Raw genomic sequence first — 23298 nt, forward strand, 5'->3', positions numbered from 1 at the left:
TCATGTTACGTTGGGCCCTCATTTTCTTCATTATCGCAATTATCGCCGCAGTATTCGGATTCGGCGGTATCGCCACAGCAGCGGCCGGGATAGCCAAGATCCTGTTCTACCTCTTCCTGGTGGTCGCAGTCGTCATGCTGGTATCGGCTCTACTCGCGGGCCGGAACATCACACGTTAGGTACAGTTGCCATGCAGCTTTCGAATCAGGCGGCGCAAGCCGCCTTTTTCATGCCCGCTTTCCGCTATTCCGGCTTAGCCAATTCCTTCCGTATCTCCTGCAGTTCCTTGCGGCGCTCCTCCGAGGTATCCGGATATTCCATCTTCAATTCCTCCAGCAGGTTCAGCAGTACCTGGGCGACGATCAGGCGCGCGTTCTTCTTGTCGTCCGCAGGGACGATGTACCACGGGGCGTTTTTGCGGCTGGTTGCCTCCAGGCAATCCTGGTACGCCTCCATGTACTGCTTCCAGAGCTTTCGCTCTTCCACGTCTGCCTTGTCGAACTTCCAATTCTTCTCCGGGTTGTCGATCCGCTCGATGAAGCGCTTGCGCTGCTCTTCCTTGGAGATGTGCAGGAAGAACTTGACGATGCGGGTGCCGTTTCTGTGCAGATGCTCCTCCAGGTTCACGATGGACTCGAAGCGGTCCCGCCATACATGGCCGTTGACCAACTGCCCCGGAAGCCCTTCCCCCGCCAGGATCTCCGGGTGCACCCGAACTATCAGCACCTCCTCGTAATAGGAGCGGTTGAAGATCCCGATGCGCCCCCGTTCCGGGAGCCGGCGCACGCTGCGCCACAGGAAGTCGTGGTCCAGTTCTTCGGCGCTGGGATGCTTGAAGGAGTAGACCTCGCACCCCTGCGGGTTGATCCCCGAAAGCACATGCTTAATGACACCATCCTTGCCTGCGGCGTCCATGGCCTGGAAGATCAAGAGCACGGCATAGTTGTTATTGGCATAGAGAAGCCCCTGCAGGGCGCTCAACCTCTCGATCTGTTCGGTGAGACACTCCTGGTACTGTTCCTTCGAGTGATAAAAAGGGGCCACATCGGTCGGCCGCTTCTTCAGTGACACCTTCTCCTTTGCCTTAACCTCGAACTGCTCCACGTCTATCTTCATAGCTCGCTCCTTTCCACTCATAGAGCTTCAGGCTAGCGCAATTTATGGCTGCGTCAACGCAAGCTGTCTCGTCTGGTGAGTTTCACGTTCTTGACTAACAATCTCTAATCTGATAAATCAAATTAACCTTTGCTTAATATCTCTTTTATTGAAGCTGCTGCTATGGATTTGTTTGAATCACGGGGTTGCACCATGTCAGATATGTCGAGACGGACCTTTTTGTGGGTGACCGGAGGGAGCAGCATCGCGCTGGTCACCGAGCCGCCCCGAAAGCTGGTCAACAAGCTGGTCAACAAGCTGATCCCCAAGGTGATTCCCCCGGAGAACATCCGTCCGGGTTCCTGGACCGTCTTCGCCACTACCTGCCGCGAATGCCCGGCCGGATGCGGCATGCACCTCTCCCATCGCGACGGAAGGGTGACCAAGGCGGAGGGGAATCCGGCACATCCGGTGAACCGGGGCGCCCTCTGCCCGCGGGGGCAGTCGGCGCCGCAGGGGCTCTACGACCCGGACCGCCTCCGGCAGGTCCTTTACCGCAGCGGTGGCGCCTCCCGGCCGAGCAACTGGCAGGACGCCCTCTCCGCCATCTCCACGCGCCTTATCTCCGGCGGGCGCGCCGTCATCCTTTCCAGCCTCCAGACCGGCGCGCTGGCCGAGGTGATGACCGGCTTCGCCTCCGCTTTCCGCGGGAAACTCCTCTTCCACGAAGCGTTCAACTACGAACCGATGCGGGCCGCGCACCAAGAGCTCTTCGGCCTGCCGGTGGTGCCGCACCACGACCTGGAAAATAGCGACTACATCCTGAGCTTCGCCGCCGACTTCCTGGAAACCTGGGTGTCGCCGGTTTCCTACGCGCGCCAGTTCGCCGACATGCACGGCTTCCGGCAGGACGACGCGCAGAACCGCATGGTCTACGTCGGGCCCAGGCTTTCCATGACCGCCTCCAACGCCGACAGCTTCATCCAGGTCCCTCCCGGGCAGGAACGGCTGGTGGCCGCGACGCTATTGAAGCTCGTCATCGAGCGCGGCTGGCAGAAAAACGACCTCACCCCGTTCAGGGGGGCGCTCGACGGCATGCTGAAGGGAGCGGGTCAGGTTCCCGCCATACCCGAGGCGACGCTCTTGCAGGTGGCGCAGTCGTTCGCCAACGCCCGTGCCCCGCTGGCGCTCGCCGGCCCCTCGGCAGCCAAGGGAGCGGTGGCGTCCGACACGGCCCTCTGCGCAGCGCTTTTAAACTACGCCGTCGGAGCCGTCGGGAAGACCGTGGATTTTTCCCGCCCGCACGCCTTGAGCCGCACCGCGCGCGAAGCGGAACTTGCCGCCCTGCTCGGGTCGCTCGGGGCCAACGACGTCCTGTTCGTGCACGACACCAATCCCGCCTACAGCCGAAACGGAGCGGCCGCGCAACTGCGCCGCGCCGGAACCGTGGTCTACCTGGGAACCATGCCGGATGAGACGGCGCAAATGGCCGACTGGGTCCTCCCCATCGATTCCCCGCTGGAGTCGTGGGGGGAATATGAACCCGAACCGGGGGTCCGCGGCCTGATGCAACCCGGAATGGGACGCATCCACGACACCCGCAGCGCGGGGGATCTCTTCCTCAAGATGGCCGGTCTGGCTCGGCGCCCCCTTTCCCGTAAGGGGAGCGCCGAGCCACCCGCCGACTTCGCCTCCTGGCTCAAAGCCGGGTGGAGCGCTCCGGGGGGGGAAGCAGCCTGGGCCGGGGCGCTCAGAACGGGGGGAGACTGGAATACCCGCCCGAAGTCCCCGGCTGCGCCACCCGCGCTGCAGGCAAAGGGCGGGCTCCGCTTCGCGGCGGCGGGGGTGACGCCACTTCCCAAGCCCGCCCAGGCCGAGCTCTGGGTCTGGCCTTCCATCATGCTCTACGACGGCCGCCTCGCCAACCGCGGCTGGCTCCAGGAAGCGCCCGACCCGGTCTCCTTCGTGGTCTGGGGCAACTGGGTGGACATGAACCCCCGCCAGGCCGAAGCACTCGGCATAGAGGAGGGGGAGATGGTCCAGATCTCCACTGCCACCGGCTCCCTGCGCGCCCCCGCCCGGATCACCGAGGAGGTCGGCCTGCAGACGGTGGCCGTAGGGCTGGGACAGGGGCACACGGCGCTGGGGAAAAACGCCAAGGGGATCGGGGCCAACGCCTTCGTGCTCCTTGGGGGGGTGAACAGCGGCTCGACCTTCGCCCCCTGCCGCATCGCCAAGGTTCCCGGCGGCGCCGGCGACCGCATGACCGCCACCGCCCCGAGCCGAAACCAGCTGCATCGCGAGCTGCTGCAGGCGGTGCCGGTGTCGGAGCTGCGCGTCATGAAGCCGGGGGAGGGGGACCGCCTCGACCTTCCCCTCTCCAAGGGGCACCGCCCCGAGGAAGACATGTACCCGGCGCACGAGCACAAGAAGCACCGCTGGGGGATGGCGATCGACCTGCAGCGCTGCATCGGCTGCGGGGCCTGCGCCGTCGCCTGCTACGCCGAGAACAACATCCCGGTGATCGGCAAGGAAATGGTCAGGGGTGGGCGCGAGATGGCCTGGCTCAGGGTCCCCCCCTACCGGATGCCCGGGGACCGGCTTCGTTACGCCTGGCTCCCCCTGCACTGCCAGCACTGCGACGCCGCCCCCTGCGAACCGGTCTGCCCGGTCTTCGCCGCGGTCCACAACGAAGAAGGGCTGAACGCCCAGATCTACAACCGCTGCATCGGCACCCGCTACTGTTCCAACAACTGCCCCTACAAGGTGCGCCGGTTCAACTGGCTCAACGTTGAATGGCGCAAGCCTCTCGACCTGCAGCTGAACCCGGAGGTCACGGTCAGGACGCGCGGCGTCATGGAGAAATGCACCTTCTGCGTACAGCGCATCCGCCAGGCGGAGTACCGCGCCTCGCGGGAGAGGCGCCAGCTTCGGGATGGGGAGGTCGTCCCCGCTTGCGCCCAGACCTGCCCCACCGGCGTCTTCACCTTCGGCGACCTTTTGGACCCCAACTCGCGCGTCTCCAGGCTCGCCGCTACCGAGCCGCGGCGCTACCAGCTGCTGCACGAGCTGCACACCAAACCTGCGGTGACTTTCCTGCGCAGGGTGGAGGTGGAGCTTGGCTGACTTAGGCTACGGCGAGATAAACGACGATGTCCTGCGCGCGCTGAAGAAGCCGGCGCTCCCCTTCTTCCTCGTCGCCGCCGCGCTCGCGGGGGTGGTGGGGCTCGCGGCGCTCTCGCTCATGTACCAGACCCAGGCGGGGATGGGGGTGACCGGGCTGAACCGCCCCGTCGGCTGGGCCGTCTACATCACCAACTTCGTCTTCTGGGTCGGGATCGCCCACTCCGGGACCCTGATCTCCGCCATCCTCTACCTGATGCGCGCCGACTGGCGCGACGCCGTCTCGCGCTCCGCCGAGGCGATGACCATCTTCGCGGTCCTGACCGCGGGGCTCTTCCCGCTCATCCACCTGGGGAGGCTTTGGGCCGCCTACTACATCGTCCCCTACCCCTCGCAGCGCCAGATCTGGCCCAACTTCGTGAGCCCCCTGGTCTGGGACGTCCTTGCCGTCACCACCTACCTCACGGTGAGCTCCATATTCTGGTTCGTCGGTATGATCCCCGACCTTGCCGCAGCGCGCGACCTGCACCAGGAGCAGCTGGGCCCCAGGCACTGGCGCACCCGGCTCTACCGCGCGCTGTCGCTGGGCTGGTCAGGCACCGGGAGCCAGTGGCACCATTACGGGCGCTCCTACCTCTTCTTCGCCGCCTTCGCCACGCCGCTCGTGGTCTCGGTGCACTCGGTCGTTTCCTGGGACTTCGCCATGAGCCTTCTCCCCGGGTGGCACAGCGCCATCTTCCCCCCCTACTTCGTCGCCGGCGCTATCCACTCCGGGCTCGCCATGGTGATCACCCTGCTGATCCCGATGCGCAGGTACCTGCGCCTGGAGCGCCTGATCGAGATGCGCCACTTCGAGATGCTGGCGAAGACCATCATCCTCACCGCGACCATCGTCGGGTACGCCTACGCCGTCGAGGCCTTCATCGCCTGGTACGGCGAGGACCCCATCGAGTGGCAGAACCACCTCTGGCGCGCCTTCGGCCCGCCGGCATGGATGTACTGGCTCTGCGTCGTCTGCAACGTCTTCGTCCCCTGGCTCTTCCTCTTCAAGAAGATGCGGACGAGCCTCGTCCCCCTCTTCGTCATCTCGCTCCTCATCAACCTGGGGATGTGGTTCGAGAGGCTGATGATCATCTACACCTCGCAGGCGCACGACTTCCTCCCGCACAACTTCGGCGGCTATGCGCCCACCTGGGTCGAATTGATGATCACCGCCGGCTCCTTCGGCTTCTTCTTCCTCTTCTTCCTGGGCTTCACCAAGACGCTCCCCACGGTCCCTCTGAGCGAACTGAAGGAGAAGGTGGCCGACGAGGAGATCAAGCCGGTGGGAAGCTGCGACAGCCGGGTGCGGGAGAGGATCGCCACTCACAGGCCGAGCATCCTGGCGCTCTTCTCCAATGCCGGGCGCCTGGTGGAAGCGGCGAAGCTCTCCTGCGACGGAGGGTTCCAGGTGATGGAGAGCTTCTCGCCGGTGAAGATCGAGGCGCTCGACCACGTGCTCAAAAAGCGCAAGAGCCCGGTCCGCCTCTTCACCCTCGCGGGCGCCGTGAGCGGCCTTGTCGGCGGCTTCTGGCTCGCCGGGGGGACGGCGCTGGTGAACCGGCTCATCGTGGGGGGCAAGCCTCCCCTCTCCTGGGTCCCCTTCTGCGTGGTTGCCTTCGAAGGGACCATCCTCCTTGGGTGCCTGGCCAATCTCCTGGGGCTCGCGCTTTTTTCCCGCCTGTTCCGGTTCAAAACCGCCCCCTATTACGACCCCCGCTTCAGCCGCGACCGCTTCGGGCTCCTGGTGAGCTGCAAGGCAGGCGAGGTGGACCGGTTGAAAGAGCTGCTGGCCCCAGCCCTCCCGGAGGAAATCCATGTCCACAAGTGACCGCGGACATAGCTCGAAGAGCTGGGGCATCGGCTGGGGCGTCGCCGCCGTCGCCGGGATCGCGCTCTGGGCGCTCCTGCTTAGGGGGGAGGACCCCGCCCGGGCCTGGCGCTCGCTCCTGGTCAACTTCCTCTTCTTCAGCTCGCTTTCCGCCGGGCTCGTGGTCTGGCCGGCGCTGGTAAGGGCCTGCAACGGTAAGTGGCAGCTGGGAGTGGAGCGGCTTGCCAGCGCCGCCATAGCCTTCGCCCTCCCCTCCCTTCTCGCCCTTCTCCTCCTCTGGGGGGGGAGCGGCGCCTGGGCGCCTTGGTACCGGGTGAACTTCCACCAGGGGATCTGGCTGAGCAACAGCTTCCTCTTCGCACGCGACCTGGCGGCGCTCCTGTTGTTCTGGGGCTCGGCCGCCTTCCATCTGGCCCGGCGGCGCAAAGGAAGCGGCAGGCGCTCGGGGGGCATCCTGCTGGTGGTCTACTCCCTGGTTTTCTCCCTCTTAGGCTTCGACCTGGTGATGGCGCTCGATCCCCACTTTCGCAGCAACCTGGCCGGAGGCTACTTCTTCATGTCCGGGCTCTACATCGGCATCAGCGCCTGGGCCCTCATCGCCTGCCTGAAGGGGGGGGCGAAGCCCAAGCAGCTGCACGACCTGGGCAACCTGGTGCTCGCCTTCAGCCTGATGACCACCTACCTCATGTATGCGCATCTGCTCCCCTTCTGGTACGAGAACCTCCCCCCGGAGATCCGGTTCCTGGTGCCGCGCATGCACAACGAAAACTGGTCCCCGGTGAGCGTCGCACTCCTTTGCACCGTCTACTTCGGTCCGCTGGTGCTGCTCCTTCCCGCCCGCTTCAAGGAAAACCGCTTCACGCTGGGCGCGGTGGCCCTCCTGGTCGTGGCAGGGATGTGGCTGGAGCGCTGGTGGCTGGTGGCGCCGACCTTCGACCCGCTGGCGAGGCTCGGCCTGAGCGAGCTCTCGCTCGCCCTCGGGTGCACCGGACTCCTCGGGCTGGGGATGCTGATCAGTCCGCGCCACCTGCCGCCGGATGCGGCGGACGGGGATAAACCATGAGCCCCGCCTCCGAAGACAAGAACATGAAGAAATGGAAGACGCCCCTTTGGGCGGCGGTGGCCGCGGCTTTCGTGGTGCTCCTCTCCTTTTTCGCGGCCCTCGTCTACCTGGACCAGCTCTACCCGGTCGGGCTGGGGCCGCGCCAGCCGATCCCCTTCAGCCACCGGGTGCACGCCGGGGTGAAGAGGATCAGCTGCTTCATGTGCCACAGCGAGGCTCACCGCTCGTCGCGCGCGGGGATACCGCCGCTTCAGACCTGCATCCTCTGCCACTCGCGCATCATCAGGACCTATCCCTACATCGCCAAGCTGCGGGCTCTGGCGGCGTCGAACCAGCCGGTGATCTGGGCGCGGGTGAACTGGCTCCCCGAGTTCGTCTACTTCGACCACTCGATGCACATCCAGCGCGGCATCGACTGCGGCCACTGCCACGGGGACGTCTCCCGTATGGACCGGGTCTCGAAAGCGCGCAAATTCCAGATGGGTTTCTGCATCCAGTGCCACCGCTACAACCGCGCGACGCACGACTGCTTCACTTGCCACAGGTAGTCCCATCTCGGGAAGAGAGGAGCCAGGCAAAGCATGTTCAAATTCGCCTCCAAACCGCAAAGCGCAGCTCTCGCCTTCATGGTGTCCGGTTCGGTCTGGTTCGTCGTCGGCGCCGTCTACGGCTTCATGTCCGCCATACACCTGGTCGCCCCCGAGTTCCTGCCGCACGTGGGCGCGCTGGTCTTCGGGCGCGAGCGGCCGGTCCACGTCAACACCATGCTTTACGGCTTCGTCGGGCCCATGCTGGTGGGGTGCGGCCTGTACTACCTCCCGGCCCTGTTGCGGACCCGGCTTTGGTCCGAGCCGCTCGCCTGGGCCGCCTTCTTCTTCTGGAACCTGACCGTCCTGAGCGGCCCCGTGGGGTTCGCCTTCGGGATCACCCAGGGGCGCGAGTACAACGAGTACGTCTGGCTCGCCGACGTCTCGCTGGTGATCGCCGTGGTCTGCCTCATCGTCAACAGCGCGCTCACCATCGCCAACCGCCAGGAAGAGCAGATCTACGTCTCGATCTGGTACTTCATGGCCACCTTCCTCTGGACCGCCAGCAACTACCCTCTGGGGAACGTGATGTGGCACCCGGCGACCGGGGCCATGCCGGGGCTGATCGATTCCATCTTCCTCTGGTTCTGGGGGCACAACCTCCCCGGGCTCCTGATCACCCCGCTCGCCACCGGGGCCGCCTATTTCGTCATTCCCCGGGTGGCAAGGACGCCGCTCAACTCGCACACCCTGTCGCTATTGGGCTTCTGGCTCTTGATCGCGCTCTACTCGCACATAGGGGGGCACCACGTGCTGCAGTCCCCGATCCCCAACTGGCTTAAGACCGTCTCCGTCGTGGACTCCATCGCCATGGTCCTTCCCGTCTCCATCGTCGTCATCAACCTCTGGATGACGGCCCGCAACTTCGGGCGGCGCATCTGGGGGGACCCGGCGGCCAGGCTCGTCATGGGGGGTGTCGTCTGGTACATCGTCACCTGCATCCAGGGCCCCTTGCAGTCGCTCCCCTTCCTGCAGCGGGTGACCCACTTCAACAATTGGACCGTAGGGCACGCCCACATTGCCATGCTCGGCTTCGGCGGCTACATAGCTCTCGGGGCGATGTGGCACATCGTCCCCCTCATCACCGGGCGCGAGCTCTACTCGAAGAAGCTGGTCTCGCTGCAGTTCGGCCTGGTCACCTTCGGCCTCACCGGGTTTTTCCTGGTGCTGACCGCGGCGGGGCTGGTGCAGGGGACCGCCTGGCACAACGGGGAGACCGTGCTCCGGGTGCTCCCCCAACTGGTCCCCTTCATGGCGTCGCGCGCAGCCCTCGGGGTCTTCATTTTCACCGCCTCGCTGGTCGGGCTCTACAACCTGCTCATGTCCTTACGCCGCGGCGAGGAGCAAGAGGGGGCGCAGCTTAAGCGCGCGGAGGATGCGGCATGAAGATGACCCCTGCCGTCCTCATCGTCGGTGCGCTGATGGTCTTCTGGGCCTCCGCCTTCATCATCGTGGGGATACCCTCCCTCACCATGAAGGAAACCCCTTCCGAGATCTGGCGCCCGCTCACCCCGCTGGAAAAGGCCGGCCACAGGCTCTACGTCAAAAACGGCTGCAGCTACTGCCATTCCCTCTTCATCAGGGTGAACGACTGGGACATAGGCGCCGAGCGGATCGCCAAGGCGGGCGACTATGTCGGCGTCGAGCCCGCCATCCTTGGCTCAGAGAGAACCGGCCCGGACCTCTCGCAGGAGGGGGGGGAGCACAGCGACGACTGGAACATCGCCCATTTCACCAACCCCCGCTTCACCAGTCCCATTTCGCTCATGCCCTCGTGGGATTTTCTGACCGAGAGCGAGATAACGGCCTTGACCGCCTACGTCCAATCGCAGGGGGGAAAGCATGCGGACCTGCGCCAGGCGCGGCAGAGGGAGTGGAAAAAGCAGGCGGTGGAGGCCTACAGCGGCGGGTTCGACCGCAACATCGAGTGGCTGCACGCGCAGGTCCCCGAGGTCTGGCGACGCATGCCTAACCCCTACCCGGCAACGGAAGCCGCGCTGCAGCGGGGGAAGCGGATCTACCAGCAGCTCTGCGTCAACTGCCACTCGCCGGTAGGCGACGGCAACGGCCCGGCGATGCCCTTTCTGAGCCCCCCTCCGCTGAACTTCACCACGCTGCGCCGGCACATGGTCGAGAACAGGTACATCGGGGGGATCTTCTACTACCAGATCATGAACGGGATTACCGGGACCGCCATGCCCTACTTCAAGAAGCACCTGGAGAGCGAGAAGATCTGGGATCTGGCCAACTATCTGGCCGTCTCCTTCGTGGGGCACACCGACGCCAACACCGAACCCCGCGGCATCGACGCCTCCTTCGAGGGGGCGTGGGAGAACAGGTACCCACCTCCGGGGAGGGAAAGGCCGGACCTGCCCGTGGCGCCGCCGGCGCCGGTGCCGTGATGCCGGGACTGGAGGGGGCTTTCGGATGCTCCCCCCTCCCAACCTCCCCCCTCCGGGGGGAGGAGTGAGCGTAGCTTCAGCGAAGGTGGAAGCGAAGGTGATAATAAGGAGCTGCAAGTGAACCCGATGGAAGGAAACGCATTCCTGTTCTTGTGGATCGGCTTTCTGCTGCTGATGAGCACCGCCCTCGGCACACTCTTCCTCTGGGCCATACGCGCCGGGCAGTTCTCCAACCAGGAGCGCGCGCGTTACCTGGCATTGGATGCGGCGATCCCTGACCTGGAGCCGCCAACTGAAACCGCGCCGCAGGCAAAAGGGAAGCAGACAAGGCCGGAAGAGGTGTAAAGGCGGAGGGAACTGCCATGATGCTCTACCTGTACGTGCTGCAGAACCAGTGGATCGTCTTGTCCCTTCTGGGAGGCGCCATCCTCACGCTCCTTATGTGCCTCACCTACCAGGCACTTTGGGTTCCGCGCGGCACGGAGACGGAGAGCGAAGGGATCAAGGTCAAGGACGTCCGCAGCTTTACCGCCTGGATTAAAAGCTTCGTCCCCTGGACCGTCATCCTGCTCATCCTGGCGAGCCTGGCCTTCACCATCTTCGAAATAACCCGAAACAACGCGATTCCGCCCAACTGGTGAGGCGACTCATGGAAACTCCCCGATACGACGAGAAGCAGGAACTGCCCTCCCCGTGGGAATGGATCATCCTCACGGTCTTCAGCGCCATGATCATGGGCTTTGGCTGGATCGTCTACCTGCTTGTCGCCGATGCACCGCGGTTCTGGGACTTCGGGCAGCTCCCGGACGCGCCGGCTGAATCGATCTATTCCAGCATTACCCCGGAGAAGCAGCGGCTGCCCAGGCGGCAGATAGCGCCGCTCCCTGAGGCGATGCCGCTGCCTGTCATCGTCCCCAAGGGGGCGCGCAAATGAAGAAGTTGATCGCGCTGATAATAGTGGCCCCCCCGCTCATCTTCGCCGTCGTCTTCGGCTACCTCCTGGTCAAGGGACCCAGGATGACAGTGCAGCACCACTTCCGCGAGTTCCAGACTGTTCTCCCGCCGCCGCCTCCCGGGACCGTCAGCGCGCAACCGGACGCCTCTCGCATTCCCGCCGGCGCCGCTTTGGCGCTGGTAAAAAACCCGCTCCCCGCCAATCCGCAGAACCTGGAACGCGGCGGGATCTACTACAGCTACTACTGCCTCTTCTGCCATGGGGAGGGGGGCGCTGGAGACGGGCCGGTCGGGCACAGCTACATCCCGGTACCCGCCGACCTGAGGGGAGCGAAAGTAGCGGGATACAGCGACGGGGAATTGCTTCGGGCCATGCTCACCGGGGCGGGGCACGAGCCGGTGCTGGAGCGGGTGGTTCCCCCGGAGCAGCGCTTTCACCTGGCCCTTTTCGTTCGCTCCCTCGCCCGAGCCCGTTAGCTCTGCGGCACAACGTTCACCCGGCCTTTGGCCACCCTCGCCCGTACGGCGAGTGGATTTTTCCCCTGCTGGGGGGAGGAGGGCATCTTGGAAATTGAAGGCCTCACTCACCATCTCTGGATCGGATTCGCCGGCGGACTCGTCGCCTGCGCCCACTGCGTCAGCATGTGCGGCGGGTTCGTGCTGCACCTGTCACGGGAAAAGGAGCGCCAGGACATGCTGGCTGGGCAGTTCCTGTGGCAGGCCGGCAGGCTCTGCAGCTATCTCTTCCTGGGTGCTGTCGCCGGTTTCACCGGCGGCTATTTCCAGCTCCTGCTGCAGCGCCACGGCCTGTGGCAAAACCTGTTGAGCTACGGGGCGGCGGCAGTCATGTTCCTCATGGGCGCGAGCCTTCTGGGCCTGCTTCCCTTGCGGGGTGAGGCGAACAGGGGGATGTTTTCCTCGACCCTTTCCGCCCTTGCCGCCAGGCTTTGCACCGATTCCTCTCCCGGGTCCGCCCTCACCATGGGGATCGTCACCGGCTTTCTTCCCTGCCCCATCGTCGTCGCTTTCCTCGCCTATTCCCTGCAGACCGGCTCCGTCCTCTCCGGCCTCGCCACCATGGCCGCACTGGCGGCCGGGACCTCGCTGCCGCTTCTCGCGCTGGGGAGCGCGGCGCGGCTCACCCGGTGGCACCTGCGCGCCTGGGGGGCGCGGGCCGGCGGCGCCGTCCTGCTCCTCTTCGCCCTGGGAACCGCCCTCCGGGGGTCCAGCTTCTACCACAGGCTCCTCGGCTGTCCCCCGACTCCCGGGGCGCATACAATCAGCGCCAGCGCTCATTCCGCGACCGGCGCCTGGAGGGGCGATGCCTACGACAGCGGCCGCTAGCACCATGGAGCACTATTCTTGCGCGCACTGCGGACTCCCGGTGGCAACCCCCTCGCTTGGGAAAGCCCCCTCTACTCTCGACCGGCAGGAGATCTTCTGCTGCCACGCCTGCAGGCTGGTCTCCGCCATCGTCGGAAACCGGCAGGGGGAGCAGGGGTGGCACCTGTTCCGGCTCGGCATCGGCGCGCTCCTGGCCATGAACGTGATGATGATTTCCCTGCTCCTCTACGCCGGGAGCGTGGAGACGCAGCTGATCCCCCTGTTCCGCCGCATACTCCTCGTTATTTCCATCCCCGCCATGCTGATCCTGATCCCCCCGTTTCTTTCCGGCGCGCTACGCGAGATCTCGTCGCGGCGCTTTTGCCTCGACTTCCTCATCGCGCTCGGATCCCTCTCCGCCTTCTCTCTGAGCGCGGTGAACGCGGTCGTCGGCTCCGGAGAGGTCTATTTCGACACCGCCACCATGCTTCCGGTGCTGGTTACCCTGGGAAAATTCATCGAGGCGTCGATGAAAAGGAAGGCGAGCGAGCTCCTGGAAACACTGGAGACGCTGCTGCCGCGGACCGCGCTCCGGGTTACCGGGGAGGGTATCGACGAGGTGGCGCTGGACGCGCTGCAGCCGGGCGACCTGGTGCGGGTGCGGCCGGGCGAGCGGGTGGCCGTGGACGGCACCGTGGTGGAAGGGACGAGCAGCATCGAGGAGGCACCCTTCACCGGCGAGTTCCTCCCCAGGCTCTGCCGCAAAGGGGACGCGGTCACAGCCGGCACGGTGAACGGCCAGGGTACCCTGCTGCTGCGCGCCGACCGGACCGGGTCGCAGCTTTTATTGCACAGTATTGCCGACATGGTGCAGCAGGCCTGGCGTGCCCCTTCGCAGAGCGAGCGGCTGGCGCAGAAGGCGGCCATGCTTTTTCTGCCGGCGGTGCTCCTGGTCTCCGTCGGCGCACTCATCTGCTGGTCGTTCAAGGGCCTTCCCGACCAGGCGCTCCTGAGTGCGCTTTCCGTGCTGGTGGTCGCCTGCCCCTGCACCATGGGGATAGCTACCCCCCTGGCCACCTCGCTGGCCGTAGCCCGTGCCGCGCGTGCCGGCATCGTCGTGCGCGGCGGCAGCGTCATGGAGGGGATAGCCGGCACCGGTACCGTCTTCTTCGACAAGACAGGCACCGTCACCTCCGGCACCCCGGTGCTGAGCGAGATGGAGCTGCTGGATCCGCTCGCGACCCGCGCCGAACTGCTGGGGAGGCTGGCCGCCCTGGAGTCGGCAAGCGAGCACCCGCTGGCGGCGGCGGTCAAGGCCGCGGCGGCTGCCTGCGGCGTGGTACCCGGGGCGGCAACGCAGGTCGAGCTCTCGGTTGGGTGTGGCATCAGCGGCACGGTGACCTGGAAAGGGGTGGCGGCGAGGGTTTGGGCAGGAAACGCCTCATGCGCCGACGGCGATGTGGGGTGCGAGGATCTGCCGGGGGAGGGTGCGGTGGTGTTCGTGGGGTGGGATGGGAGGCTCAGGGGGAGGCTTCATTTCGCCGATCCGCTCAAAGACGATGCGGCAAGCTCCCTGGACGCGCTGCACCGGTTGGGTTTGACGAGCGTGCTCCTCTCCGGCGACCGTTTTTCCTCGGCCCAGGTGGCGGCCAAGCGGCTGGGGATCCAGCGGGTCGAGGCCCCCTCCCCTCCGAAGCGCAAGCTGGAGCTCATCGCCGGCTCCATCGCCAAGGGGGAGAAGGTCGCCATGGTGGGGGACGGGGTAAACGACGCGCCCGCCCTCGCCGCGGCCCAGACAGGGATCGCGCTTGGAACCGGGATGGAGCTCGCCCAGGTGGCGGGGAACGTGGTGATCCTGTCGGGGCGGCTGTCGCAAATTCCCTGGCTGATCGCGCTCAGCCGGCGCGCCGGGAACATCATCCGCGGGAACCTCGCCTTAAGCTTCGCCTACAACGCGGTGGCGCTGGCCGCGGCGGCTGCAAGCCTGCTCCATCCGCTTCTGGCCGCGGTCGCCATGGTGGTCTCCAGCCTCACCGTGCTGGGGAACTCCCTGCGCATCGGCGCCTTTCCCGACCCCTCCGCCCTCCCGGCACGAAGCCGGGAGACGGCGTCGCCGCAGCCTAAGGGCGTGTTGCCGGCGATGCCCCTTGAGGAGGCTCCGGCTGCGCGGGGTCGGTGTGCTGGTGCAGGTGGTTTCCCGGCGTGAAGAACTGGGTGACCGATTCCGCGGCCACCGGGCGCGACACCAGGAAGCCCTGGATCTCGTGGCAACCCTGATCCTTCAGCTTCTCCAACTGGTCCACCGTCTCCACCCCCTCCGCCACGATCTGCATGTTGAGGCTCTTGGCCATGGCGATGATGGCGGTGACGATGGCCTGGTCCTCGGTGCTCTTCATCATGTTCAGGATGAAGGTCCGGTCGATCTTCAGCGTGTTGATGGGGAACCGGTGCAGGTAGCTCAGGGAGGAATAGCCGGTGCCGAAATCGTCCACAGAGATGGTCATGCCGAGTTCCCTCAGTTCCCGGAACAACGCGCAGGTGTACTCGTCGTTTTGCATCAGCGCCGACTCGGTGATCTCTATCTCAAGGAGCGCCGGCTCAAGGCCCGTCGCTTCCAGCACCGACAAGATCGCCTCCTTCACGTCCTGGCGTTGGAAATGGTAGGGCGAGAGGTTCACCGCCACCCGCACCGAGCCCAGGTTTTGCTCCTGCCACTTCTTGGCCTGGCTGCAGGCGGTGCGCAGCACCCAGTCGGTCAATTCCACGATGAACCCGCTCTCCTCGCTCAGCCGGATGAACTTGTCCGGCGCCAGCATCCCCAGCCTCGGGTGCATCCAGCGCACCAGGGCCTCCACCGAAGTCACGTTGCCGGTGAGGAGGTCCACCTTGGGCTGGTAGTGCAGCACGAATTCGTCGCGCTCCAGCGCAAGCCTTAAGTCCGACAGCAGCGTCACCCTCTCGGTCGCGTGCTCGTTCATCTTCCTGTCGAACATCTTGTAGACGTTCTTGCCGCAGGCTTTCGCGTGGTACATGGCGATGTCCGCGTTCATCAGCAGCTCGTCCACCGTCTTGCCGTCGTGCGGGAACAGGGTCACCCCGATGCTGGCCGTGACGTAGATCTCGCTTTCGCCCAGCTGGAAGGGCTTGGCGAAGAGCCTGTTCAGCTTCGCCGCCACGATGGCCGCGTTCTCGGCGTTCACCACGTTCTGGGTGAATATGGTGAACTCGTCCCCTCCGAGCCGCGCCACCGTGTCGCAGCTGCGCACCACGGTGGAAAGCCGGCTGGCCACCTCGATCAGCAACAGATCCCCGGTGCGGTGCCCGAGTGTGTCGTTGATGTCCTTGAAATGGTCCAGGTCGATGAAGATCACGCTCAAGGCCTGCCTGCTCCGCTCGGCCTGGTACAGCGCCTGGGCCAGCCGGTCGTAGAACAGGGTGCGGTTGGGGAGCCGGGTCAGCGGATCGTAGTGCGCCAGCTGCTGCAGGTGCGCCTGGCGCTGCCTGAGGATCTGGTTGCGCTCCTCGATCTCGGAGAGCATCTCGTTGAAGCCGTCGTAGAGAAGCCCGATCTCGTCGTCCGAGGGCTTCGCCACCCTTATCGCGTAGTTCTTGCTGGCGGAGACGTCCTTCATGGAGGAGAGAAGATCCAGTAGCGGCCTGGAGATCATCTGTTGCAGCTTGGCCGAAAAGAAATAGGCCGCGATGACGGTGACCAGCATGAAAAGCAGGGTGACCGTCGCGGTCCAGCGCAGGTTTTTCCGGAACAGCTCGGTGTCGGCATGGATGACGACGGTGCCGACCCGCTCGTAGTCGAAGTAGACCGGCTGCACCAGGCAGTCGAAACCGGAGACGGCGCTGTTCTTTTCGGCCGTTTTCCTGATGGCCTCCACGGCCGCGAGCACGGCAGCCGGCGAGGGGGAGGCCCCCAGCCGCTCCAGCGGGAGCTCCGCGTTTCCCGCCTCCGGCGCCACGTGGCGCGCCATGATCTGCCCTTCGCTGGTCAATACGTAAACGGCCAGGATGGAGCGCTTGCTCGCCAGCGGGGCGATGGTCCGCTGAGCGGACTCCGGGTCGTCGAAGACCAGGGCCGAGGCGGAGTTGGCTCCGATGATTTCCGCCAGCGAGACCAGGTCTTCCCGCTGCACCCGGTACAGCCCCTTGGCATCCCTGGTGAGAAAGAATATGGACGCCGCCAGCAGGGAGGCGCAGCAGCAGAGCATGATGATCAGCATCAGCTTGCGCTTCAGCGGCAGGTTCCTCACGAAACTCACGCGCAAGGGGCTCATTGGTCACCCTCTCTTGTCAGCTTGGCCAGCTTGAGCAGCTGCGAACTGATCTTGACCCTGGACTGCTGGGCCGCCTTCAGGTTGATCTCGAAACGCACCCGCCCCTCGTTTTCCACAAGGCCGATGATGCCGCCGAAGCGGGCAAAGTCCGGGATGTCCCCAACGGTCAGCACGCCGCGCCGGCGCGCCAGCTCCAGGACCCCGGCGAGGTACCTCTTCTCGATCCCGCTCACCACCAGGACGTTGCATTCCGACGGTTCGTCCCCCGTGGCCAGGCGCCGCAGCGACAGCGGGTGCCCCAGCACCGTCTTCCCCTGGTACTGCTCCAGGGCCGCCGCGAAGGGGCCGCGTCCCACGCTGCAGATCTGCAGGGGGGCGCCGGTGCGGGGAAAGGCCTCCGCCGGCCACTCGATGTACCTCGACAGGTTGACGACCATCGCCGCCTTCACCTGGTATTCCTGGGCTCCCTCGGCCTGCGGCTCGAAGGCGTGCAGGAAAAGAAGAGCCAGCAGTATCGGCAGACAGCGTAGTCCGGCTGCAGCCGGTATGGGACAGTGGCGTCGAATCAGCGCTCTCCTCCTTTCAGAAGCGGTAGGTGGCCTGGACCCTGAAGGTCCGGCCGTCCTGCGCAATAAGGCTCTGCCTGTGGTCGGTCGTGGCCGGGTCCTGGTAGCGCCGGTCCAGGAAGTTGTAGACGGATAAAGAGAGATCCAGCGACGGGAGTATCCCGGTGGAGAACAGGGTGGCGTTGGCGATCAGGTATCCCGGCGCCGCGGTCTGCACGCCGTTATGGGAGAAGTCGCGGCGGGCCGTCCCCTGCAGTTCCACCCCCGCGAAAAGCTCCTTGCGGTAAAGCGGCGCGGTCAGGTTCAGCTTGGCCAGTTGACGCGGCGAGTAGTCCAGCCGCTGGTCCTGCCTCTCGTCGCGGGCCGAGACGAAGCTGTAGCTGGTCCTCGCCGCGAAGCCGCTAGCCCACTGCCCCTCTACCTCGAACTCCCCTCCGACCGCCTTCACCCGGCCGGCGTTGCCGAAGGATACCTCTCCTGAAGGAAGGTCCTGGTAGCTGATCAGGTTCTCTATCTTGTTCTGGAACAGGCTCAGGCTGGTTCTAAGCACCTCGCCCAGGTACTGCTCGTAGATCAGCTCCCTGGTCCTGACCGTCTCGGGCGCCAGGCGCGGATTGGCGACGTTGGTGTCAAAGACGTCGTTGTAGTAGAGCTCGTAGGCGTTGGGGGCGCGGAACGCCTTTCCCTCGATGTACTTGAAGACGGTCCCTTCGACCGGCGTGTAGATGACCGCCAGGCGCGGGCTGGTCGCGCCGCCGAAGGTCTGGTAGTGGTCGTGGCGGACCCCGACGTTGACGATCAGGTGCTCGAAAAGGCGCAGTTCCCCCTGGCCGAACAGGGCCAAGAAGAGGTCGCTGTGGTCATTCTCCACTCTGCGCCCCTGCGGCACCGCGTCGTAGTTGGGAAGCTTTTGGAAGCTGTCCCGGAAGCTGGCGCCGGCGGTTAGCTGCAGGCGCGGCAGGATCTGGCGGCTCGCCTGGGCCTCCCCCCCCCACCAGCGCGCCAGATGCTCGTCCCGGTTCAGGTAGGTGGGCGGGTAGAAACCGGGGTCGTCCGAACCTCTTTCGTAGGCGAAATTCCCATGGTAGCGATACTCGTCGTAGAAGAGCCTGGCTGTGACGCCGGTCCCCCCTTCCAACGCCTTGTCGTACTTGAGGTCGAGGTAGCTGCGCCGGTCGACGGAATGGGTCCGTGGGTCGTTGAAGATAGTGTTGAACGAAGCGGTGGGGATCCGTTTATCCCGGGAGACCAGCGCCCCGGTCAGGGTGAAGTCGTGCAGGCGCCCGGAAGCGAACAGGGAATAATTCCGGTCCCGGTCCATGTTGCTTGCGATGCCGTTGTTGGTGGCGGGGTCGTTAAACTCGGGGTAGAAGAGCGAGTCGTTGCCGCGGCTTTTGTAGGCCGACCCGGAGGCGACGAACTCTCCGCCGTTGAAACTCTTCCCGTAGGTCAGGCGCCCGGCTCCGGTCTGCTGGCTTCCCCCCGAGGCCGCCGCCTCCCCCCCCTCGATCTGCTTCGCACTGCGGGTGATGACGTTGATGACGCCGAAGAAGGCGCCGGCCCCGTAAAGCGAGGAGCTCGGCCCGCGGATGATCTCGATCCTGTCGATTAGCGCCAGATCGAGTATGAACTCGGTTCCGATCGCCGCGGTCTCGTAGATGACATCGTTGATCCGGTGCCCGTCGACCAGAAGGAGCACGCGGGTGTTGTAGTCTCCGGGGCGGCTGAAGCCGCGCGTCCCGATGTAGCTGTAGTTGCGGTCATAGCTCGTGAAGAACCCGCGGCTCGACCTGATCACGTCGGCAAGGGTACGCCACCCATAGTGCTTGATCTCGTCGGCGGTGATCACCGAGACCGAGGCAGGAGCCTCCGTTACCGCCTGTTCGAACTTCGAGACCCCGTACACCTGCTCCACCTTGAGGTTGGTCAACTGTTCCAGGTCCATTTCCCCCAGCGCCGGGGCGGCTGCCACCTCCCCCTCCTGCTGCGCAAAGGCCAGGGGAGCGCCCAGCGTGGTCAGAAGAAAGATCACGGTAACAAGGCGGGAGATGCAGGTACCCACAGCGTCCTCCTGGAGGAACCGTTTCATCCGGCCCCCCCGCAGCAAAGTCGACAGACTCAATTTGGCAAGAGGCGATCACTATCTTAGCAACTCGACTATTTGTCAATCGGTGATTCCTACATTTTGGCCCAGAACACATTAGACCCTGCACACAATCAAAGCGGACGTTCATTCTGACGCCCCTGTGACTGAGACAGATCACGATGACCTTTTCGGCAACTTCTCTCTGGGAATTAAGGGATTTTGGAGGGAGAGACTTTATCGGCAGGAGTGAACGCCGGCAATCGGGGGGCGGTCACGGAAAAGGCCACCCTTTTGAGCCGGGTGGCCTTTTACTTTCCAGGAAGCGGAATCGCATCTGCTTTAGGCGGGGGCGTACTCCGCGGCCCCGATCTCGGTCAGGTAGAGGCGGATGGCGATGGAGAATTCGTCTCCCGCCAGGGGAAGCACCTTCTCCAGGATGGCGCTCGCCAGCTTGTTCTCCGCCGAGGTCCTCGGGCCGACGCTGCGGGCCAGGACGATGATCCTCAGGTCCGGGCCGACGTCCCTGACGTTCGCCAGCGAGAACTGCAGCGAGATCTGCTCGGGCTTTAAAATGGCGATCTTGCCGCCACGCACCTCCAAAAGCTCGGAGAGGATGGCCGGGAGTTTTCCCGCCAGGGCGTCGAGCACCTCGTCTGTGACATTGGTCTTGTAGATAACCGACACATTCATTTTACTTTCCTCCTTTGGTCTTCACGGTCCATTGCTGCACCGGTAAAGCATAAAGAAAAAGGGACATACAGCAACCGCTGTAGTCCCTTTCAGGTAAATGGCGCGCCCGGAGCGATTCGAACGCCCGGCCCCAAGATTCGTAGTCTTGTGCTCTATCCAGCTGAGCTACGGGCGCAAACTAAAGATCAGGTAAGGAGTCCTAAGACCCCTTGGTGTGTTAATGGCGCGCTCGGAGAGATTCGAACTCCCGACCTACGGATTCGTAGTCCGTTGCTCTATCCAGCTGAGCTACGAGCGCAAACTATGTCAACTGGCCGGCAAGTAATCGACCAGTGTGAAACCATACAGCGGATGCTGAAACGCATGCGTGGTGGGGTAAAGCGAGAAGAGCCAACCCCTGTAAATCTCCTTCGCGTCCTCGCGGATCACGATCTGCGCCGCCGGATTAACCAGCTGGTTGGACTGTGAGGTGAGGGTGGTCCCCTCCATCACGAAATGCGGCAGGAAATTTTCCACTCGAAGCGTCAGGTTCGACCCAGGGATCTTCAATTCGCTTCCCAGTTTCAGGGTGTACACCTTCTGCTGGTTATGCTGCTTGTCGGAAACGGCTATCTGTACCGCCTTCCATTTCCGTTTCACGTCATCGGGGACTACCACTACAGTAGGAGGCTTTATGGGTTCTGGCTTAACCGCCGCCTGCTGTTGTTTCTGCTTCTCGTTGCAGCCAGTTGTGAAACCAATAGCGACCAGAGATGACAAAACCAGCAGTTTCATCAACCGCTTCACCAAGACCTCCGCAACTTCAATGCTACTGCCTTGCTGTCTGCTGCAAAAAAAAATGGCGGAGAGCGAGGGATTCGAACCCTCGATACCGGTTTCCCAGTATACACGCTTAGCAGGCGTGCGCCTTCGACCTACTCGGCCAGCTCTCCGTTTGAACCTCTACTGCGTTTTTTTGCCGCTATGACTGCTATGACTACATTTACTGACTGCAAAAGCGATGGCGGAGGAAGTAGGATTCGAACCCACGGAACTTTCGTTCAACGGTTTTCAAGACCGCCGCCTTCAACCACTCGGCCATTCCTCCAAAGCCTAGCTGATTCTCTCTGCCCCGCCCATGTAAGGCCTGAGCACCTCGGGGATCAGCACCGAGCCGTCTGCCTGCTGGTAGTTTTCCAGCACCGCCACCAGGGTCCTGCCGACGGCGAGGCCGGAGCCGTTCAGCGTGTGCACGAACTCGGGCTTGGCCTTCTCTTCCGGGCGGAACCGAATCCCGGCGCGACGGGCCTGGAAATCTTCGAAGCAGCTGCAGGAGGAGATCTCCCGGTAGCAGTTCTGTCCCGGCAGCCAGACCTCGATATCGAAGGTCTTGGCGGCGGAAAAACCTATGTCGCCGGTGCAAAGCTCCACCACCCGGTAAGGTATCTGCAACCTGCGCAGCACTTCCTCGGCGTGGCCAAGCAGCTTCTGCAATTGCTGGTAGGAATCCTCGGGGGAGGTGAACTTGACCAGTTCCACCTTGTTGAACTGGTGCTGCCTGATCAGCCCGCGCGTGTCCTTGCCGTAAGAACCAGCCTCCTTGCGGAAGCAGGGCGTGTAGGCAACATAAGAAATCGGGAGATCGGAACCCTTCAGGATCTCGCCGCGGTGTATGTTGGTTACCGGTACTTCAGCCGTGGGGATGAGAAAAAAATCGACCCCTTCCATATGGAAGAGATCTTCCTCAAACTTGGGCAGCTGCCCGGTCCCGGTCATGCATTCCCTGTTTACCATAAAGGGCGGGAGCATTTCAATATATTTATGCTCCTCAATATGCAGATCCAGCATGTAATTAATGAGAGCGCGTTCGAGCCTCGCTCCAGCCCCGCGGTAGAGGGTGAAGCGTGCTCCGGCGAGCTTGGCGCCACGCTCGAAGTCGAGGATGCCGAGTCCCTCGCCGATCTCCCAGTGCGGTTTCGGCTCGAAGGGAAGCGTCGGGACTTCGCCCCAGGTCCGCACCACGACGTTGTCCTCTTCGGACTTGCCGATCGGGGTGGTCTCATTGGGAACGTTGGGAACGGTGAGCAGGAAGTTCTGCAGCTCCTCTTCGACGCTCCTGAGCGACTCGTCGATCCCCTTGATCTGTTGCGAGACCTCGCGCATCTCGGTCTTGCGCTCCGCCGCCTGGCTCTTGTCCTGCAGTCGCGCGATCTCTTCGGTCACTTTGTTGCGCAGTGCCTTGAGAGTCTCGCTTTGCTGCAGAAGTTCGCGACGACGGCCGTCCAGTTCCTTGAAGAGCGCAATATCAACGCCTTCGCCTCTAGTTTTGAGCCGCGCCTCTACAGTTTCCAGGTTTTCGCGTATGTATCTCGCGTCGAGCATATGTCAGCGCCTTTACATTCAGATCACCAAAGATATACTGTCTAACACTCAAATTCCAGTTAGTCAATCGTTTTTTGCGCTCCAGATACTCGTCCTGCATTTCCAGGAGGAGGCCACCTTGCCAAGACTCTTCGTCGCCATCGATCTGCCGGAAGAAATAAAAGCCTCTCTCTCACAGCTTTGCTGCGCTGTGACAGGCGCCAGGTGGGTCGCCACTTCCCAGATCCATCTCACCTTGCGCTTCATAGGAGACGTCGACCCTCAGACAGTTTCCCAGATCAAGAAGGCCCTGTCAGTTGTGCAGTTCGCCTCTTTTATCCTCCGCGTAGCCGGGGTGGGCCACTTCCCCCCGCGCGGGTTCCCCCGCGTGCTTTGGGTAGGGCTGGAACCGCACCCCGAGCTCATCGCCCTGCAGCAGCGGATCGAATCCGCGCTGCAACAGGCAGGGGTTCTACCGGAAGCCCGCCCCTTCTCCCCGCACATAACGCTCGCCCGCTTGAAAGAGACGCCCCCCGCAGCGGTCGCCGCCTTCGAGTCCTTGCACCGCGAGCTTGCCTATCCCCCCTTCACCGCAGCAGAGTACATCCTCTACTCCAGCGTCCTCACCCCCAAAGGCGCCATCCACCGCAAGGAAGAGGTCTTCCGTTCAAGCGAAGAAGCGGCTTCACGGTGAAGGCGGTACTGCCGCACGTGCCGCGAACGGCGCAGGGCCAGTGAGATTCCCCGCGAAGACGGCAGGACCGAGCCAGGCCGTTTTGGCCTTGTGAGCTTGAGTTACACGCCCGCGGGCAACCGGGGTGTCTAAAAAACGTTGAATTCGAAAAAAGTAGGTGGGGAGGTGCTACTGGGGGGAATGGGGTCCTGATCGTCGATTGCCGCTTCAGGGTCGTAC

At 63.9% G+C, this 23298-nt stretch carries 21 protein-coding genes and 4 tRNA genes; 14 read left to right on the forward strand and 11 right to left on the reverse strand.

The window, feature by feature from the left end; all coding sequences use genetic code 11:
* Positions 1 to 2 precede the first annotated feature (2 nt).
* Complete coding sequence (locus K419_RS23105; protein WP_012528566.1) at positions 3 to 179, forward strand: DUF1328 family protein; 177 nt, start codon at positions 3 to 5, stop codon at positions 177 to 179.
* 64 nt (positions 180 to 243) lie between these two features.
* On the opposite strand, the gene K419_RS0109325 is transcribed toward K419_RS23105, so the two are convergent.
* The gene (locus tag K419_RS0109325; protein ID WP_026841345.1) at positions 244 to 1116 is read right to left on the reverse strand and encodes an ADP-polyphosphate phosphotransferase; all 873 of its coding nucleotides are present in this window, start codon (positions 1114 to 1116) and stop codon (positions 244 to 246) included.
* Positions 1117 to 1308: 192 nt separating this feature from the next.
* On the opposite strand from K419_RS0109325, the gene K419_RS0109330 reads away from it, so the two are divergent.
* The 12 genes from K419_RS0109330 to K419_RS0109385 all read left to right on the forward strand — a co-directional run bounded on the left by K419_RS0109330 (position 1309) and on the right by K419_RS0109385 (position 14623).
* Positions 1309 to 4221 carry a 4Fe-4S dicluster domain-containing protein gene (locus tag K419_RS0109330; RefSeq protein ID WP_026841346.1) on the forward strand — a complete coding sequence of 971 codons (2913 nt, stop codon included), beginning with the start codon at positions 1309 to 1311 and terminating at the stop codon, positions 4219 to 4221.
* Entirely contained in the window at positions 4214 to 6088 is a 1875-nt protein-coding gene (locus K419_RS0109335) for a quinol:electron acceptor oxidoreductase subunit ActD (protein ID WP_026841347.1), read from the forward strand. The genes K419_RS0109330 and K419_RS0109335 overlap by 8 nt, the downstream gene beginning before the upstream one ends.
* Positions 6075 to 7151, forward strand: coding sequence for a hypothetical protein (locus K419_RS0109340; protein ID WP_026841348.1), 1077 nt, complete (start codon positions 6075 to 6077; stop codon positions 7149 to 7151). The genes K419_RS0109335 and K419_RS0109340 overlap by 14 nt, the downstream gene beginning before the upstream one ends.
* Positions 7148 to 7699 carry a cytochrome c3 family protein gene (locus K419_RS0109345; RefSeq protein ID WP_026841349.1) on the forward strand — a complete coding sequence of 184 codons (552 nt, stop codon included), beginning with the start codon at positions 7148 to 7150 and terminating at the stop codon, positions 7697 to 7699. The genes K419_RS0109340 and K419_RS0109345 overlap by 4 nt, the downstream gene beginning before the upstream one ends.
* A gap of 33 nt (positions 7700 to 7732) precedes the next feature.
* Positions 7733 to 9124 carry a cbb3-type cytochrome c oxidase subunit I gene (locus K419_RS0109350; RefSeq protein WP_026841350.1) on the forward strand — a complete coding sequence of 464 codons (1392 nt, stop codon included), beginning with the start codon at positions 7733 to 7735 and terminating at the stop codon, positions 9122 to 9124.
* A complete protein-coding gene (locus K419_RS0109355; protein ID WP_026841351.1) occupies positions 9121 to 10140 on the forward strand; it encodes a cbb3-type cytochrome c oxidase subunit II in 1020 nt (339 codons plus the stop codon). The genes K419_RS0109350 and K419_RS0109355 overlap by 4 nt, the downstream gene beginning before the upstream one ends.
* Positions 10141 to 10266: 126 nt before the next feature.
* Complete coding sequence (locus tag K419_RS0109360) at positions 10267 to 10485, forward strand: cbb3-type cytochrome oxidase assembly protein (protein ID WP_226377666.1); 219 nt, start codon at positions 10267 to 10269, stop codon at positions 10483 to 10485.
* 17 nt (positions 10486 to 10502) lie between these two features.
* Positions 10503 to 10781: a hypothetical protein gene (locus K419_RS0109365; RefSeq protein WP_026841353.1), complete on the forward strand. Its 279-nt coding sequence runs from the start codon at positions 10503 to 10505 to the stop codon at positions 10779 to 10781.
* 8 nt (positions 10782 to 10789) lie between these two features.
* Positions 10790 to 11074, forward strand: a complete 285-nt coding sequence (locus K419_RS0109370; protein WP_026841354.1) for a hypothetical protein — start codon at positions 10790 to 10792, stop codon at positions 11072 to 11074.
* The gene (locus K419_RS0109375; RefSeq protein WP_026841355.1) at positions 11071 to 11571 is read left to right on the forward strand and encodes a c-type cytochrome; all 501 of its coding nucleotides are present in this window, start codon (positions 11071 to 11073) and stop codon (positions 11569 to 11571) included. Before K419_RS0109370 ends, K419_RS0109375 begins: the two co-directional genes overlap by 4 nt.
* Before the next feature lie 87 nt (positions 11572 to 11658).
* Positions 11659 to 12438, forward strand: a complete 780-nt coding sequence (locus K419_RS0109380) for a sulfite exporter TauE/SafE family protein (RefSeq protein WP_026841356.1) — start codon at positions 11659 to 11661, stop codon at positions 12436 to 12438.
* Entirely contained in the window at positions 12416 to 14623 is a 2208-nt protein-coding gene (locus K419_RS0109385; protein WP_026841357.1) for a heavy metal translocating P-type ATPase, read from the forward strand. The genes K419_RS0109380 and K419_RS0109385 overlap by 23 nt, the downstream gene beginning before the upstream one ends.
* On the opposite strand, the gene K419_RS0109390 is transcribed toward K419_RS0109385, so the two are convergent.
* From K419_RS0109390 to serS, 10 genes are all read right to left on the reverse strand, one after another.
* A complete protein-coding gene (locus tag K419_RS0109390; RefSeq protein WP_026841358.1) occupies positions 14538 to 16703 on the reverse strand; it encodes a putative bifunctional diguanylate cyclase/phosphodiesterase in 2166 nt (721 codons plus the stop codon). The two genes, K419_RS0109385 and K419_RS0109390, sit on opposite strands and share 86 nt — an antisense overlap.
* Positions 16700 to 17152 carry a YfiR family protein gene (locus K419_RS0109395; RefSeq protein WP_226377664.1) on the reverse strand — a complete coding sequence of 151 codons (453 nt, stop codon included), beginning with the start codon at positions 17150 to 17152 and terminating at the stop codon, positions 16700 to 16702. Before K419_RS0109395 ends, K419_RS0109390 begins: the two co-directional genes overlap by 4 nt.
* A 133-nt stretch (positions 17153 to 17285) precedes the next feature.
* Positions 17286 to 19358 (reverse strand): TonB-dependent receptor plug domain-containing protein, encoded by a 2073-nt coding sequence (locus K419_RS0109400; RefSeq protein ID WP_226377665.1) that lies wholly within the window; start codon positions 19356 to 19358, stop codon positions 17286 to 17288.
* Positions 19359 to 19694: 336 nt separating this feature from the next.
* On the reverse strand, positions 19695 to 20045 hold the full coding sequence (locus tag K419_RS0109405; protein WP_026841361.1) for a hypothetical protein: 351 nt from the start codon (positions 20043 to 20045) through the stop codon (positions 19695 to 19697).
* Between the two features lie 98 nt (positions 20046 to 20143).
* Positions 20144 to 20220: transfer RNA gene (locus tag K419_RS0109410), tRNA-Arg, on the reverse strand.
* Between the two features lie 46 nt (positions 20221 to 20266).
* Positions 20267 to 20343, reverse strand: a tRNA-Arg gene (locus tag K419_RS0109415).
* Between the two features lie 8 nt (positions 20344 to 20351).
* Entirely contained in the window at positions 20352 to 20831 is a 480-nt protein-coding gene (locus tag K419_RS0109420; protein WP_026841362.1) for a DUF2155 domain-containing protein, read from the reverse strand.
* 53 nt (positions 20832 to 20884) lie between these two features.
* Positions 20885 to 20977, reverse strand: a tRNA-Ser gene (locus tag K419_RS0109425).
* A gap of 69 nt (positions 20978 to 21046) precedes the next feature.
* Positions 21047 to 21132 (reverse strand) — tRNA-Ser (locus K419_RS0109430).
* Positions 21133 to 21137: 5 nt separating this feature from the next.
* Positions 21138 to 22406 carry a serine--tRNA ligase gene (gene serS / locus K419_RS0109435; RefSeq protein ID WP_026841363.1) on the reverse strand — a complete coding sequence of 423 codons (1269 nt, stop codon included), beginning with the start codon at positions 22404 to 22406 and terminating at the stop codon, positions 21138 to 21140.
* 118 nt (positions 22407 to 22524) lie between these two features.
* Here serS and thpR point away from each other — a divergent pair, with 118 nt between their 5' ends.
* A complete protein-coding gene (gene thpR, locus K419_RS0109440) occupies positions 22525 to 23079 on the forward strand; it encodes an RNA 2',3'-cyclic phosphodiesterase (protein WP_026841364.1) in 555 nt (184 codons plus the stop codon).
* The last annotated feature ends 219 nt before the right edge of the window (positions 23080 to 23298 follow it).

This window comes from Citrifermentans bremense R1 (genome assembly GCF_000426865.1).
GTDB classification, from domain to species: domain Bacteria; phylum Desulfobacterota; class Desulfuromonadia; order Geobacterales; family Geobacteraceae; genus Geomonas; species Geomonas bremensis.

Excerpts from the sequence above, each read along its gene's own strand:
- K419_RS23105 (WP_012528566.1), top strand. The coding sequence starts at position 3 with ATGTTACGTTGGGCCCTCATTTTCTTCATTATCGCAATTATCGCCGCA.
- K419_RS0109325 (WP_026841345.1), bottom strand. The coding sequence starts at position 1,116 with ATGAAGATAGACGTGGAGCAGTTCGAGGTTAAGGCAAAGGAGAAGGTG.
- K419_RS0109330 (WP_026841346.1), top strand. The coding sequence starts at position 1,309 with ATGTCAGATATGTCGAGACGGACCTTTTTGTGGGTGACCGGAGGGAGC.
- K419_RS0109340 (WP_026841348.1), top strand. The coding sequence starts at position 6,075 with ATGTCCACAAGTGACCGCGGACATAGCTCGAAGAGCTGGGGCATCGGC.
- K419_RS0109345 (WP_026841349.1), top strand. The coding sequence starts at position 7,148 with ATGAGCCCCGCCTCCGAAGACAAGAACATGAAGAAATGGAAGACGCCC.
- K419_RS0109350 (WP_026841350.1), top strand. The coding sequence starts at position 7,733 with ATGTTCAAATTCGCCTCCAAACCGCAAAGCGCAGCTCTCGCCTTCATG.
- K419_RS0109355 (WP_026841351.1), top strand. The coding sequence starts at position 9,121 with ATGAAGATGACCCCTGCCGTCCTCATCGTCGGTGCGCTGATGGTCTTC.
- K419_RS0109360 (WP_226377666.1), top strand. The coding sequence starts at position 10,267 with ATGGAAGGAAACGCATTCCTGTTCTTGTGGATCGGCTTTCTGCTGCTG.
- K419_RS0109365 (WP_026841353.1), top strand. The coding sequence starts at position 10,503 with ATGATGCTCTACCTGTACGTGCTGCAGAACCAGTGGATCGTCTTGTCC.
- K419_RS0109370 (WP_026841354.1), top strand. The coding sequence starts at position 10,790 with ATGGAAACTCCCCGATACGACGAGAAGCAGGAACTGCCCTCCCCGTGG.
- K419_RS0109375 (WP_026841355.1), top strand. The coding sequence starts at position 11,071 with ATGAAGAAGTTGATCGCGCTGATAATAGTGGCCCCCCCGCTCATCTTC.
- K419_RS0109385 (WP_026841357.1), top strand. The coding sequence starts at position 12,416 with ATGCCTACGACAGCGGCCGCTAGCACCATGGAGCACTATTCTTGCGCG.
- K419_RS0109390 (WP_026841358.1), bottom strand. The coding sequence starts at position 16,703 with ATGAGCCCCTTGCGCGTGAGTTTCGTGAGGAACCTGCCGCTGAAGCGC.
- K419_RS0109400 (WP_226377665.1), bottom strand. The coding sequence starts at position 19,358 with ATGAAACGGTTCCTCCAGGAGGACGCTGTGGGTACCTGCATCTCCCGC.
- K419_RS0109405 (WP_026841361.1), bottom strand. The coding sequence starts at position 20,045 with ATGAATGTGTCGGTTATCTACAAGACCAATGTCACAGACGAGGTGCTC.
- serS (WP_026841363.1), bottom strand. The coding sequence starts at position 22,406 with ATGCTCGACGCGAGATACATACGCGAAAACCTGGAAACTGTAGAGGCG.